General features: G+C 68.5%; 9 protein-coding genes and 1 rRNA gene. 8 read left to right on the top strand and 2 right to left on the bottom strand.

From position 1 onward, the window contains the following. Window positions 1–410 precede the first annotated feature (410 nt). From GFH49_RS27275 to GFH49_RS27260, 4 genes are all read left to right on the top strand, one after another. Complete coding sequence (locus tag GFH49_RS27275; protein ID WP_020940431.1) at window positions 411–581, top strand: Trm112 family protein; 171 nt, start codon at window positions 411–413, stop codon at window positions 579–581. Window positions 582–610: 29 nt separating this feature from the next. Beyond that, the gene (locus GFH49_RS27270; RefSeq protein ID WP_155058717.1) at window positions 611–1,738 is read left to right on the top strand and encodes an SIS domain-containing protein; all 1,128 of its coding nucleotides are present in this window, start codon (window positions 611–613) and stop codon (window positions 1,736–1,738) included. A 206-nt stretch (window positions 1,739–1,944) separates the two neighbouring features. After that, window positions 1,945–3,096 carry a mannose-6-phosphate isomerase, class I gene (manA, locus tag GFH49_RS27265; RefSeq protein ID WP_155058716.1) on the top strand — a complete coding sequence of 384 codons (1,152 nt, stop codon included), beginning with the start codon at window positions 1,945–1,947 and terminating at the stop codon, window positions 3,094–3,096. A gap of 116 nt (window positions 3,097–3,212) precedes the next feature. Continuing rightward, window positions 3,213–4,193 (top strand): cation diffusion facilitator family transporter, encoded by a 981-nt coding sequence (locus GFH49_RS27260; protein WP_155058715.1) that lies wholly within the window; start codon window positions 3,213–3,215, stop codon window positions 4,191–4,193. 163 nt (window positions 4,194–4,356) lie between these two features. Here the strand turns inward: GFH49_RS27260 and GFH49_RS27255 are convergent, their stop codons facing one another. Further along, window positions 4,357–6,588: a fructose-specific PTS transporter subunit EIIC gene (locus GFH49_RS27255; RefSeq protein WP_155058714.1), complete on the bottom strand. Its 2,232-nt coding sequence runs from the start codon at window positions 6,586–6,588 to the stop codon at window positions 4,357–4,359. Between the two features lie 491 nt (window positions 6,589–7,079). Here GFH49_RS27255 and ahcY point away from each other — a divergent pair, with 491 nt between their 5' ends. Together ahcY and GFH49_RS27240 are read left to right on the top strand one after the other, a co-directional pair. Further along, window positions 7,080–8,537: an adenosylhomocysteinase gene (gene ahcY, locus GFH49_RS27245; protein WP_155058713.1), complete on the top strand. Its 1,458-nt coding sequence runs from the start codon at window positions 7,080–7,082 to the stop codon at window positions 8,535–8,537. A gap of 229 nt (window positions 8,538–8,766) precedes the next feature. After that, the gene (locus GFH49_RS27240) at window positions 8,767–9,381 is read left to right on the top strand and encodes a hypothetical protein (RefSeq protein ID WP_155058712.1); all 615 of its coding nucleotides are present in this window, start codon (window positions 8,767–8,769) and stop codon (window positions 9,379–9,381) included. Window positions 9,382–9,420: 39 nt separating this feature from the next. On the opposite strand, the gene GFH49_RS27235 is transcribed toward GFH49_RS27240, so the two are convergent. Further along, window positions 9,421–10,443 carry an RDD family protein gene (locus tag GFH49_RS27235; RefSeq protein WP_196218141.1) on the bottom strand — a complete coding sequence of 341 codons (1,023 nt, stop codon included), beginning with the start codon at window positions 10,441–10,443 and terminating at the stop codon, window positions 9,421–9,423. Window positions 10,444–10,570: 127 nt separating this feature from the next. Between GFH49_RS27235 and GFH49_RS27230 the strand changes: the two genes are divergently transcribed. Then, complete coding sequence (locus GFH49_RS27230; protein WP_155058711.1) at window positions 10,571–11,578, top strand: stage II sporulation protein M; 1,008 nt, start codon at window positions 10,571–10,573, stop codon at window positions 11,576–11,578. 563 nt (window positions 11,579–12,141) lie between these two features. After that, window positions 12,142–13,258: ribosomal RNA gene (locus GFH49_RS27225) — 16S ribosomal RNA — on the top strand; the annotation flags it as partial.

Below are 13,258 nucleotides of genomic sequence, written 5' to 3'. Positions count from 1 at the left end.
CCTCTGACTCCTTGGGGGTGCCCGCTTCTGGGCGCTGGTCGGCGTCATTGAGTCCGCCGGGGTCGCTGAGGCTGGGCAGCGCCGTCCCGAGCCCCACCCACCCGGTGGGGTCGCTTGCGTCTGGGTGCCGGTGGGCTTCGTTCAGCCTGTCCGGCGTTTGAGGACGAGGTCGTAGGCCGATCGGGGGTCCAGGGGGCGGAGCCCCTTGGCGGGGTCGAAGGGGCGGAGCCCCTGGGGACGGGACGGGTAGGGGCGGCGGGGCGAAATCCGGCAACGGTCACACCAACGCCGCTCCCCCTCGAACCCCACCCCGCCCGACCCCCACACCCCCACCCCCACCGGCGGTACCCTGACCAGGCACATCCGCACCACACAGCCGTAGAACACCCCGCCCCAAGAAGGGACCACCCATGCCGCTCGAAGCCGGCCTCCTGGAGATCCTCGCCTGCCCGGCCTGCCACGCCCCCCTCAAGGAGCAGGACGCGGAGCTGATCTGCACCGGCCAGGACTGCGGCCTGGCATACCCCGTCCGCGACGGCATCCCCGTCCTCCTCGTCGACGAGGCCCGCCGCCCCGCGTAACGACGACCGGCGATCGGAGGCTGCCGCCCATGCTCGACGAATCGCTGCTCGACGCCCCCGAGGCGCTCTCGGAGGCCGACCAACGCGGCCTGCTCCGCGGCGCCGCAGAGGCCGGCGCCCGCGTCCGCACCGCGGCCCGGCACGCCGCCGAGGCCGGCGTCCACGACCTCAAACCGGACGGCCGCCCCCGCGCCGTCCTCATCGCCGGCCCCGGCGCCGCCGCCATCTGCGTAGCCGACCTCCTCGGCACGCTCGCCGGCGCCGGCAGCCCGGTCACCCGTCTGGCCCCCTCCGGCGTCGCCCCCGCCGCCGGCGCCCTGCGCTGGGAGCTGCCCGGCTGGGCCGGCTCGGTGGACCTCCTGCTCATCGCCACCCCGGACGGCACCGAACCCGGCCTCTCCCTCCTCGCCGACCAGGCCTACCGCCGCGGCTGCACGGTCGTCGCCGTAGCCCCGCCCCGCACCCCGCTCGGCGAGGCGGTGGAAGGCGCCCACGGCCTCTTCGTACCCCTGGCGACCGCCCCGTACGAGCAGGACGAACCCCTCGCCGCATCCGCGCCCGGCGTCCTGTGGGCGCTGCTGACCCCGCTGCTCGGCCTCCTGGACCGCACCGGCCTGCTCACCGCTCCGCCGGACGCCATCGAGAAGGTCGCCGACCGCCTGGATCACATCGCCGAGCGCTGCGGGCCGGCCATCGCGGCGTACAGCAACCCCGCCAAGACGCTCGCGGCCGAACTCGCCGACGCGCTCCCGCTGATCTGGACCGAGGGCACCTCGGCAGGACCGGCCGGCCGCCGGTTCGCCGCGGCCCTCGCCGAGCTCTCCGGCGTGCCCGCCGTCGTCGCCGAACTCCCCGAGGCGCTCGCCGCGCACAGCGCCCTGCTCGCCGGACCGCTCGCCGCGAGCGCCGACCCGGACGACTTCTTCCGCGACCGCGTCGAGGAGCCGCCCGCGATGCACGCGCGCGTAGTACTGCTCCGCGACCGCCCGATCGAGGGCCTCACCGCCGCCCCCAGCGCGCGTGACCTGGCCCTCAGCCACGACACGCCGATCAGCGAACTGGAGCCGGAGCCCGGTGGTGAACTGGAGACCCTAGCCGAGCTGATCGCCATCACCGATTTCGCCGCCGTTTACCTGGCGCTCGCTTCAAGGGCCTGATCTGACGCAGGACGCCCTGCCGCCGTAAGCGGCACAAGGCGACAGCCATACGCACGCCGAACCCGCATCACGGCATCGAGCACCGTAAAGCACCATCAGCCACCGCCAAACACCATCAGCAGCCATCAGCAGCTATCAACCTCCATCAACCTCCATCAACCTCCATCAACCTCCATCGAACACAGAGAGAGCAGACAGAGAACCGAATGGACCGCCTCGACAACACCATCCGCCCCTACGCCTGGGGTTCCACCACCGCGATTCCGCAGCTGCTCGGCGTCGGGCCGACCGGCGAACCGCAGGCGGAGATGTGGATGGGGGCCCACCCGGGCGCACCCTCGCGCACCGACCGCGGCACACTCGTCGAGCTCATCGCCGCCGCCCCGGAGCGCGAACTCGGCGCCGCAGCCGTGGCCAAATTCGGCCCCGGCCTGCCCTTCCTGCTCAAGATCCTCGCCGCCGGCGCCCCCCTCTCCCTCCAGGTGCACCCCAACCTGGCGCAGGCGAGGGAGGGTTACGAGGACGAGGAACGCCGCGGCATCCCCGTGGACGCGCCGCACCGCAACTACAAGGACGCCAACCACAAGCCCGAACTCATCTGCGCGCTCACCGAGTTCGACGGCCTGTGCGGCTTCCGCGAGCCGGCGCAGGCCGCCGATCTGCTCGCCGGCCTCGGCGTCGACTCCCTCAAACCGTACGTCGACCTGCTGCACGCCCACCCCGAAGACGCGGCGCTGCGCGAGGTTTTGACGGCCGTTCTCAGTGCGGACCGTGAGGAGATGGCCCACACCGTCACCGCGGCCGCCGCGGCCTGCGCCCGCCTCGGCGGTGAGTACGCCCCCTACGCGGACATCGCCCACCACTACCCGGGCGACCCCGGCGTCATCGCCGCGATGCTCCTCAACCACGTCCGCCTGCAGCCCGGCGAGGCCCTCTTCCTCGGCGCCGGCGTCCCGCACGCCTACCTCAACGGCCTCGGCGTCGAGATCATGGCCAACTCCGACAACGTCCTGCGCTGCGGCCTGACCCCCAAGCACGTCGACGTCCCCGAACTCCTGCGCATCGTCCGCTTCCAGCCGAGCGATCCCGGCGTGCTGCGCCCGGAAGCGTCCCCGGACGGCGAGGAGCTCTACGAGACCCCGATCGACGAGTTCCGCCTCTCCCGGTACGTCCTCCCCGAGGGCGGCGCCGCCCACGACCTCACCCGCGAGACCCCGCAGATCCTGCTCTGCACCGCGGGCCATGTGCAGGCGGGCGACCAGGACCTGAACCCCGGTCAGTCGGTCTTCGTCCCGGCTGGTGAAAAGGCTGAAGTGTCCGGCTCTGGCACGGTCTTCCGTGCCACGGTCGTCGCCTGACGGTCAAGGAGTTGCGGCCTGGCGCCCCGTTGTCGGAGCGGGCTGCAACAATGGCGCACTGGCAAAGACCGGGCAAAGGTCTGGACGGCGTACATACGAAGGGACAACGCGACCACATGAGCGCGTCAGGCGGCACCAGGGCGATCGTGGCGGCACTCGCCGCCAACCTCGCGATCGCGGTATCGAAGTTCGTGGCGTTCCTCTTCAGCGGCTCGTCGTCGATGCTCGCCGAGTCGGTGCACTCGCTCGCCGACTCGGGCAACCAGGCACTGCTCCTGGTCGGCGGCAAGAGGGCCCAGCGCGAGGCCACCCCGCAACACCCCTTCGGGTACGGCCGCGAGCGCTATATCTACGCCTTCCTCGTCTCCATCGTCCTCTTCTCGGTCGGCGGCATGTTCGCCATCTACGAGGGCTACGAGAAGATCAGGCACCCGCACGAGATCGAGCACTGGTACTGGCCGGTCGGCGTCCTCGTCTTCGCGATCATCGCCGAGACGTTCTCCTTCCGGACGGCCATCCAGGAATCCAACGCCCTGCGCGGCAAGAAGTCCTGGTCGGAGTTCGTCCGCCACGCCAAGGCGCCCGAACTGCCCGTCGTCCTCCTGGAGGACCTCGGCGCGCTCGTCGGTCTGCTCCTCGCCCTCGGTGGCGTCGGCCTCGCCCTCGCCACCGGCGACGGCGTCTGGGACGGCATCGGCACGCTCTGCATCGGCGTGCTCCTCATCCTGATCGCACTCGTGCTGGCCGCTGAGACCAAGTCACTGCTGCTCGGAGAGGCCGCCGGCGTCGAAGAGGTCCAGAAGATCGAGGCCGCGATCGTCGACGGCGACACCGTCACCCGCATCATCCACATGCGCACCCTCCACCTCGGCCCCGAGGAACTCCTCGTCGCCGCCAAGATCGCCGTGCAGCACGACGACACCGCCGTCGAGATCGCCTCCGCCATCGACGCCGCCGAGGCCCGCATCCGCGAGGCCGTTCCGATCGCCCGCGCGATCTACCTGGAGCCCGACATCTACAGCGAGGCCGAGGCCGCGAAGGGCGCCGACCGCGAGGCGACACCGGGAGGACCGGCGCCACACCCCGCCGAGCACTGATACGACGTCGTACGACCGCGTTCTCAGTACGTCCGTGTGCTTACGACCATGGGGCCCGCCGAGCGTATCGGCGGGCCCCACCGTCTCCTGACCTGCGGCCCTGACCTGCGGCCCTGACCTCGGGTCTTGCAGGCTCCGACCTCCGTGTCGGAGATCTGTGCCGCTACCGGATCTCGCTCAGCACGCCGAGGACCGCCCCGTCGTCCGGCGCCGCCATGAGCCGCTCCCGGAACCCGGCATCCATCAACTTCCGCGACAACAGGGCCAGTATCCGCAGGTGCTCGTCGCCCGCTGCCGCCTCCGGTACGGCGATCATGAACACCAGCCTCGCCTTCGTACCGTCCAGCGAGCCCCACTCGACGCCTTCGGCGGACCGCGCGAACCCGACCACCGGCGCGGTCACCGCGTCCGTCTTGGCATGCGGTATCGCGATCTCCTCACCGAGCCCTGTCGTGCCCTGCGCCTCACGCCGCAACGCCGTCGCCACCAGCTCGTCGACATCCGCCACCTTGCCGGTCCGCGCCAGCAGGGCCGCCATCTCGCGGATCGCCGTTTCCTTGTCGGAGGCGTCGAGCCGGAGCTTGACGGTCCGCGCGGTGAGGTGGCCGGAGAGCACGTCCGGGGCGGCTGAGTCCGGGACGGGCACGTCTTGCGGGGCCGGAGCGGCGCCCGCAGCAGGGTCCGTGCCCACGGATTCCGTTGCCTCGTCCGCCGTGCCCGACGCAGGTGCCGTAGGCGCCGCGGCCTCGGCGCGTGCGCCGATGATCGCCTGCCCCTCGACCGGCTCCGCGGATGCCCGTCCGGCATCCTGCGACGGCACGACGCCGACGGCGCCCTGCGCTCCTGCGGTGCTCACGGCGGCCCGCGCTCCGACGCCCGCCCCGACCAGCGCGGGCTCGGGCCCGCTCATGTCCAGACCGCCGGACAGACCGCCGACCGGTGTGCCCCGCCTCCGCTCGGTGATGTCGACGAGGGTGACCGTCGTCAGCGCGGTGACGACCGTGCCGATCGCGACCGCCACGAAGAACATCGGTACGCCGCCCACCGCGCCCAGCACGGCCACGATCGGCCCACCGTGCGGCACCGCGTCCTCGACACCGGCGATCCCGGCGATCGCACCGGCGACGGCGCCGCCGAGCATATTGGCCGGGATGACCTGCGCGGGCCGCGCCGCCGCGAACGGGATCGCGCCCTCGGAGATGCCGAAGCAGCCCATGAACAGCGCGGCCAGGCCGGTTTCCCGCTCCTGCTCGGTGTAAAGGCGCTTCCGGATCAGCGTGGCGAGGCCCTGCCCCAGCGGCATGACCGGGATGGCGGCGGCACACATGCCCATGACCGTCTGGTTGCCGGTCGCGATGAGCCCGGCGCCGAACAGGAACGCCGTCTTGTTGACCGGCCCGCCCATGTCAAAGGCGATCATGAGCCCGAGTATCGCCCCGAGCAGGATCGCGCTCGTGCCCGTCATCCCGCTGAGCCAGCTGGTCAGATGCTCGAAGACCCAGGAGATCGGCCGCCCGATGACGTAGATGAAGAACAGTCCGAGCGCCGAGGTCGCCACGATCGGGATCACGATGATCGGCATGATCGGCTGCACGAACTTCGGAACCTTGACCTTCTTGATCCACAGGACCAGATAACCGGCCAGGAACCCGGTGACGATCGCCCCGATGAACCCGGCGCCGGCCTGCGAGTCGTACAACTCACCGGTGTTCGCGATCCAGCCACCGATCATGCCCGGCACCAGCGCGGGCCGATCGCCTATCGCATAGGCGATATAGCCGGACAGGATCGGCACCATCAGCGTGAAGCCGATGACACCGATGTTGTTCACGTCCATCCAGAAGGAGTCCTCCGGGATGACCAGGCCGTCCGGCGTGGTGTTCCCACCGATCGCGAGCGATACCGCGATCAGCAGCCCGCCGACGACCACGAACGGAATCATGTAACTGACCCCGTTCATCAGCGCCTTGTACGTGATGCTGCGTTCCTTGCCGCCGGAGCGGGGCGCGGACGTGGAGGAGCCGTCCGCCGTGTGCACAGGCGCCGACTGCACCCGCTCGATCAGCTGCGCGGGGTGGCGAATGCCCTCGGCGACCCCGACGGTCAGAACCCGCTTGCCCGCGAAACGGGTCAGGTCCACGTCCTTGTCCGCGGCGATGATGATGCCGTCGGCGGATTTGACATCGTTGTCGTCGAGTACGTTCTCAGCCCCGATGGATCCCTGGGTCTCCACCTTCATGTCTATGTCCTGGCTCGCGGCGGCCTGCGCGAGCTTCTCCGCCGCCATGTACGTATGGGCGATGCCGGTCGGGCACGCGGTCACCGCGAGCAACTTCAACCTCTTGCCCTCGCCACCGCCGCTGCCCGTGGGGGGAGGGCCGGCCGGACTGGTCACGTCGATCTCCTAACGCCTTTGTCATGCGAGAACGCCGTCCCGGACGTCCCGCAGGATCGATCAGATGTCCCGATCTCCTCGCATCCTGCAACACCCCTCTCCAAGCTCAAAGATGCAAAAACCCCTGAAGGTACTGGTCTGTCGACTCCTGACCATCGATTGCGGGTGTCCTGTCACCGCTGTCACAACCGTCCGTCGCCCGACGGCCCAGGCAGCGGACGGATCCTCCCCGAAGGCCGTGATCGGCCTGATCTATTCGGAGGTGGACTGGGGACGGCCCGGCCTACCGGTGTAGCTTGGGACGGAGCCAGACGTCGCTGCTGATGGCGGTCGGGCGGTCCCACCGCGGACCGACCGAGGGAGAGAGGGCCTCCGACGGACTGCGCTGCGCGCACGCGGGCATGCCTGTGTCCTCTTCGGGCACCCCTGTGTCCGCCGCCGCGCAGACCAGCCGTACCCACCTCGCCCCAACCTCCGAGGAGCAGCCCGTAATGACGACTGTCGAGAACCGACAGGACTTCAAGGTCGCCGACCTCTCCCTGGCCGAGTTCGGCCGCAAGGAGATCACCCTCGCCGAGCACGAGATGCCCGGCCTGATGTCGATCCGCAAGGAGTACGCCGAGGCGCAGCCCCTCGCCGGCGCCCGCGTCACCGGCTCCCTGCACATGACCGTGCAGACCGCCGTACTCATCGAGACCCTGGTCGCCCTGGGCGCCGAAGTCCGCTGGGCCTCCTGCAACATCTTCTCCACCCAGGACCACGCGGCCGCCGCCATCACCGTCGGCCCGAACGGCACGCCCGACAGCCCCCAGGGCGTCCCGGTCTTCGCCTGGAAGGGCGAGACCCTGGAGGAGTACTGGTGGTGCACGGAGCAGGCGCTGACCTGGCCCAACACCCCCACCGGCGGCCCGAACATGATCCTGGACGACGGCGGCGACGCCACTCTCCTCGTCCACAAGGGTGTCGAGTACGAGAAGGACGGCAAGGTCCCGGACGTCGACACCGCCGAGTCCGACGAGCACCGCGTCATCCTGGAGCTCCTGCACCGCACCATCTCGGACGGCTCGCAGAAGTGGACCCAGCTCGCCTCGGAGATCCGCGGCGTCACCGAGGAGACCACGACCGGCGTCCACCGGCTGTACGAGATGCACCGTGACGGCACCCTCCTGTTCCCGGCGATCAACGTCAACGACGCCGTCACCAAGTCCAAGTTCGACAACAAGTACGGCTGCCGCCACTCCCTGGTCGACGGCATCAACCGCGCCACCGACGTCCTGATCGGCGGCAAGACCGCGGTCGTCTGCGGCTACGGCGACGTGGGCAAGGGCTGCGCGGAGTCCCTGCGCGGACAGGGCGCCCGCGTGATCATCACCGAGATCGACCCGATCTGCGCCCTCCAGGCCGCGATGGACGGCTACCAGGTCACGACCCTCGAAGAGGTCGTCGACAAGGCCGACATCTTCATCACCACGACCGGCAACAAGGACATCATCATGGCCTCGGACATGGCCAAGATGAAGCACCAGGCGATCGTGGGCAACATCGGCCACTTCGACAACGAGATCGACATGGCCGGCCTCGCCAAGATCCCCGGCATCGTCAAGGACGAGGTCAAGCCGCAGGTGCACACCTGGACCTTCCCCGACGGCAAGGTGATCATCGTCCTCTCCGAAGGCCGCCTGCTGAACCTGGGCAATGCCACCGGTCACCCGTCGTTCGTGATGTCCAACTCCTTCGCGGACCAGACCCTGGCCCAGATCGAGCTGTTCACCAAGCCCGACGCGTACCCGACGGACGTGTACGTGCTGCCCAAGCACCTCGACGAGAAGGTCGCCCGCCTCCACCTGGACGCGCTCGGCGTGAAGCTGACGACGCTGCGCCCCGAACAGGCCGCGTACATCGGCGTTGAGGTCGAGGGGCCGTACAAGTCGGACCACTACCGCTACTGAGCCCTCGGCTGCCGCAATTGAGCCGTCGGCTGGGGATACTGAGCTGCCGACTCAAACGCTGAGTACCGCTGAGTACCAGTGAGTGCTGACCGCAGCCCGTGAGAGCGCGCCGGTGCGCTGACGCGCTCTCACCAGCAGGTCCTCCGAGGCAGGCCCCCGCACCCCCGTGCCGGGGGCCTGCCCCTTTGGCCGTTGCGGCCGGACCAGCCCGTCAAGACCCAGGACCACCATGCCCCGCGGCCGCTATTCGCTCCATGATCCGCACGATCACACCCCTTTCGCAGACGAGCACTTCCACTGCGCCCCCGGCCCTTCCGGCTGGCGCTATGTCGCACAACTGACCACCCCCGCGGGTGATCACAGCGGCTCCGTCGACCTCACCATCGACGAACTCGGCCGACCCATCCGCCTCGAACTCCACGCCGCGGGCTGGCAGGTCCGCGGTGTCGCGCTCGACGGCGTCACCTGGGTCCGTACAGACCCCACCGGAGTTCATGCCACGGAAGGCAATGTCCGCGCCCATGCCTTCACCGGCACATCTCCGGCATTCCTCATCGCCACCACTCGTCTCCTGCGCCTCACCCCTTCCAGCTCAGCAACCCGCGTACGGCTCGTCGCCTTCACCGACCCCGTCCTCGCCCCGCGCACCGTGGACCAGTCCTGGGCCTTGCTGAAAAGAGAAGCACACGCCACTGACAATGGCCCGCTGACCGTGGACGAATACCAGGTCACAGCCCTGGACACGGGCGAACAGCACGCCGTGCACATCGCCGGCGACGTGGTGCTCGCGGCACCGGGCATCGAGTTGGAGGACCTTGACTCGCCGCCGTCCGTCTTCGACTGAGCGCCGCGGGCCGGCTGGTCGGCTGCCGGCCGGGGCCGGCTAGGCGGGCGGCACGAACCCAGTGGAGGGACGGTCGGAGGGCGCCAACTCGGGATCCTCACGTCGCCCGCTGACCGGAGCCTCGGGCTGACCACCATGACCAGCGGCTGGAGTCCCGTCCCGGCCGTCCGCCGGAGCAGCGCCGGGGACGTACGCAGGATGAGAGGGAGGAGCCGCGGGCGGAACCGGCGGAGGCGGGTACGCCCCCGGCACACCGGCCGCTGGTGCGCCACCAGCGGCCGGAGCCGGAGCACTCATGCCCGAACCGCTCACGGCGCTCGCGAAGGCACGCCTGGCATCCCGCGCCTGCCGTTCCTGCACCACCGCCGCCAAATACGCGGCCGGCGGAACATCCGGCGGCGCCGGGCTCCCCGTACGGGCTGCGAGGTCGGTGGCGAGCCGCTCCGCCATGGCCCAACCGACCTGCGGATCCAGCTGCTGCATCCGCGTCAGATACTGACGGATGGCAAGCCACAGACCGTCCGGAACCGCCGACAGATCCAGCTCGGCGAACCGCCCGGCCAGCCAGGGCGGCGGTGGAGGAACGAACGCCGTACGGGCCACGGGCACCCGTTCTCTTACGACCAGAGTCCCCGCAAATACGTCCCCGAGCCGCCGCCCGCGGGCGGAGACGAGAGAGGCGATGCAGGCGATCACGCCGAAGGTCATCAGAATCTCGATCACGCCGATCCCGCCCCGGACCAGAGCATGCCGGAACCGGATCGGCCCGCCGTCGTCCCGCACCACACGCAGGCCGCACGCCACCTTGCCGAGCGACCGCCCATGGCTCAGCGTCTCGACCGCGATCGGTACGCCCACCAGCAGCAACACGAACGCCGCGATCGACAGGGCGACCTGTGCCGCCTCGTCCAGCGAGGCCGTGGAGGCCACCAGACCGATGGTCACGACCAGGTAGGCGATGACGGCCACCACCAGATCGAGCAGGACGGCCAGCGCCCTGCTGGGCAGCCTCGCGGGGCGCAACTCCAGCGCCACCGCCTCGCCCGTCACCAGCTCACTCACGCCGCTGTCCTTCCCCTGACCTGCCCTGAGAACGGTCAGTCTGCCAAGCTGAGGGCGCATCGCGCTGCAGTACGACAAGCTGACACCACGACGAGCCGCCGACGAACAGCCCAGGAGCAGGCAACCGATGGACCTCGACGTCTTCGTCACCGCCCACAGAGCCGAATGGGACCGCCTCGACGCCCTGCTCCGGCGTCAGCGCAGCCTCACCGGTGCCGAGGCCGACGAACTCGTCGTCCTCTACCAACGCACCGCGACCCACCTCTCCCTGATCCAGTCCAGCGCCCCCGACCCGCAATTGACCGGTCGACTCAGTCAGCTCGTGGCACGCGCGCGTAGTGCCGTGACAGGCACCCGACGCGCCTCCTGGCGCGACGTCACCCGCTTCCTTGCTCACGGATTTCCCGCCGCGGTCTACAAGTCCCGCCACTGGTGGGTACCCACGGCGCTCCTGTCGACCCTTGTCGCGGCACTTCTTGGCTGGTGGATAGGCACCCACCCAGAAGTGCAGTCCTCCATAGCGGCACCCAGTGAGCTGCGCGAACTCACCCGGCCCGGAGGCCAGTACGAGACCTACTACTCAAGCCACCCCGCGGCCTCTTTCGCCGCCCAGGTGTGGACGAACAATGCCTGGGCCGCCGCCCTGTGCCTGATCCTCGGGGTTTTCCTGGGCCTCCCGGTCCTGTGGATCCTCTTCCAGAACATGCTCAACCTTGGCATCGGCTTCGGCCTGATGTCCTCAGCCGGCCGGCTCGACACCTTCCTCGGTCTCGTCCTGCCACACGGCCTGCTCGAACTGACCGCGGTCTTCGTGGCCGCCGGTACAGGCCTGCGCCTCGGCTGGACCGTCATCGACCCCGGCCCACGCAGCCGACGCTCGGCCCTCGCTGAAGAGGGCCGAGCCGCGGTGGGCATGGCCATCGGCCTCGCCCTGGTCCTCTTCGTCTCCGGCGCCATCGAAGGCTTCGTGACCCCGTCGGGCCTGCCCACGTGGGCACGAATAGGCATCGGCATCCTCGCCGAACTCGTCTTCCTCGCCTACGTCTACGTCCTGGGCGGCCGTGCCGCCCGCACCGGCGAGACGGGCGACGTCGAGGCCGCGGAGCGCAGCGCCGCGGTTCCGACGGCTGCCTGATGTGCGGACATGTCTGCTGAGCTGCTAGTCTCTCCTTCACCCACAAGAGCCGTTGACACGGAGGGCGTGGGGAGGTAGATTCAAACAGTTGCCTAGAGGGCAGGGTATGCCCGGGGGCGACGGTTGACATCTATCAGCTTCTTGTGAACTCACTTCCCGAGAAGTCACCGATTATTCAGGACTGAGTGGCTGGTCTGACCGGCCAAAAACTTCTGATAAAGTCGGACTCGCCGAAAGAGAGCCGGAAGGCAATCCAATAGGCAAGGCCACTCCAACGGCCACCGGAAATGAATTCCAACCGGAAACGGTACAGGGAAACGATCTGGTAGGGTTGGAAACACCGAAGGGAAGCGCCCGGAGGAAAGCCGCGAGTGTGTCTCGGGTGAGTACGATGGAAGTGTCCGTTCCTTGAGAACTCAACAGCGTGCCAAAAATCAACGCCAGATATGTTGATACCCCGTCTCCGGCCGGTTGGTCGGGGCGAGGTTCCTTTGAAGAATACAGCGAGGACGCTGTGAATGGTCGGGTTATTCCTCCGATTGTTCCGCTCCCGTGATGAAGCATTCACGGAGAGTTTGATCCTGGCTCAGGACGAACGCTGGCGGCGTGCTTAACACATGCAAGTCGAACGATGAAGCCCTTCGGGGTGGATTAGTGGCGAACGGGTGAGTAACACGTGGGCAATCTGCCCTTCACTCCGGGACAAGCCCTGGAAACGGGGTCTAATACCGGATATCACTACTGCGGGCATCTGTGGTGGTTGAAAGCTCCGGCGGTGAAGGATGGGCCCGCGGCCTATCAGCTTGTTGGTGAGGTAATGGCTTACCAAGGCGACGACGGGTAGCCGGCCTGAGAGGGCGACCGGCCACACTGGGACTGAGACACGGCCCAGACTCCTACGGGAGGCAGCAGTGGGGAATATTGCACAATGGGCGCAAGCCTGATGCAGCGACGCCGCGTGAGGGATGACGGCCTTCGGGTTGTAAACCTCTTTCAGCAGGGAAGAAGCGGAAGTGACGGTACCTGCAGAAGAAGCGCCGGCTAACTACGTGCCAGCAGCCGCGGTAATACGTAGGGCGCAAGCGTTGTCCGGAATTATTGGGCGTAAAGAGCTCGTAGGCGGCTTGTCACGTCGGGTGTGAAAGCCCGGGGCTTAACCCCGGGTCTGCATTCGATACGGGCTGGCTGGAGTGTGGTAGGGGAGATCGGAATTCCTGGTGTAGCGGTGAAATGCGCAGATATCAGGAGGAACACCGGTGGCGAAGGCGGATCTCTGGGCCATTACTGACGCTGAGGAGCGAAAGCGTGGGGAGCGAACAGGATTAGATACCCTGGTAGTCCACGCCGTAAACGGTGGGAACTAGGTGTTGGCGACATTCCACGTCGTCGGTGCCGCAGCTAACGCATTAAGTTCCCCGCCTGGGGAGTACGGCCGCAAGGCTAAAACTCAAAGGAATTGACGGGGGCCCGCACAAGCAGCGGAGCATGTGGCTTAATTCGACGCAACGCGAAGAACCTTACCAAGGCTTGACATACGCCGGAAACGTCTGGAGACAGGCGCCCCCTTGTGGTCGGTGTACAGGTGGTGCATGGCTGTCGTCAGCTCGTGTCGTGAGATGTTGGGTTAAGTCCCGCAACGAGCGCAACCCTTGTCCTGTGTTGCCAGCATGCCCTTCGGGG

The organism is Streptomyces blattellae (genome assembly GCF_009709555.1).
GTDB classification, from domain to species: Bacteria; Actinomycetota; Actinomycetes; order Streptomycetales; family Streptomycetaceae; genus Streptomyces; species Streptomyces blattellae.
Note: the sequence above shows the minus strand (reverse complement) of the source record. Positions and strands in the feature narration are given on the sequence as shown.

Coding starts and splice junctions, on each gene's coding strand:
- GFH49_RS27240 (WP_155058712.1), top strand. CDS start 8,767: ATGCCCCGCGGCCGCTATTCGCTCCATGATCCGCACGATCACACCCCT.
- manA (WP_155058716.1), top strand. CDS start 1,945: ATGGACCGCCTCGACAACACCATCCGCCCCTACGCCTGGGGTTCCACC.
- GFH49_RS27270 (WP_155058717.1), top strand. CDS start 611: ATGCTCGACGAATCGCTGCTCGACGCCCCCGAGGCGCTCTCGGAGGCC.
- GFH49_RS27275 (WP_020940431.1), top strand. CDS start 411: ATGCCGCTCGAAGCCGGCCTCCTGGAGATCCTCGCCTGCCCGGCCTGC.
- ahcY (WP_155058713.1), top strand. CDS start 7,080: ATGACGACTGTCGAGAACCGACAGGACTTCAAGGTCGCCGACCTCTCC.
- GFH49_RS27230 (WP_155058711.1), top strand. CDS start 10,571: ATGGACCTCGACGTCTTCGTCACCGCCCACAGAGCCGAATGGGACCGC.
- GFH49_RS27260 (WP_155058715.1), top strand. CDS start 3,213: ATGAGCGCGTCAGGCGGCACCAGGGCGATCGTGGCGGCACTCGCCGCC.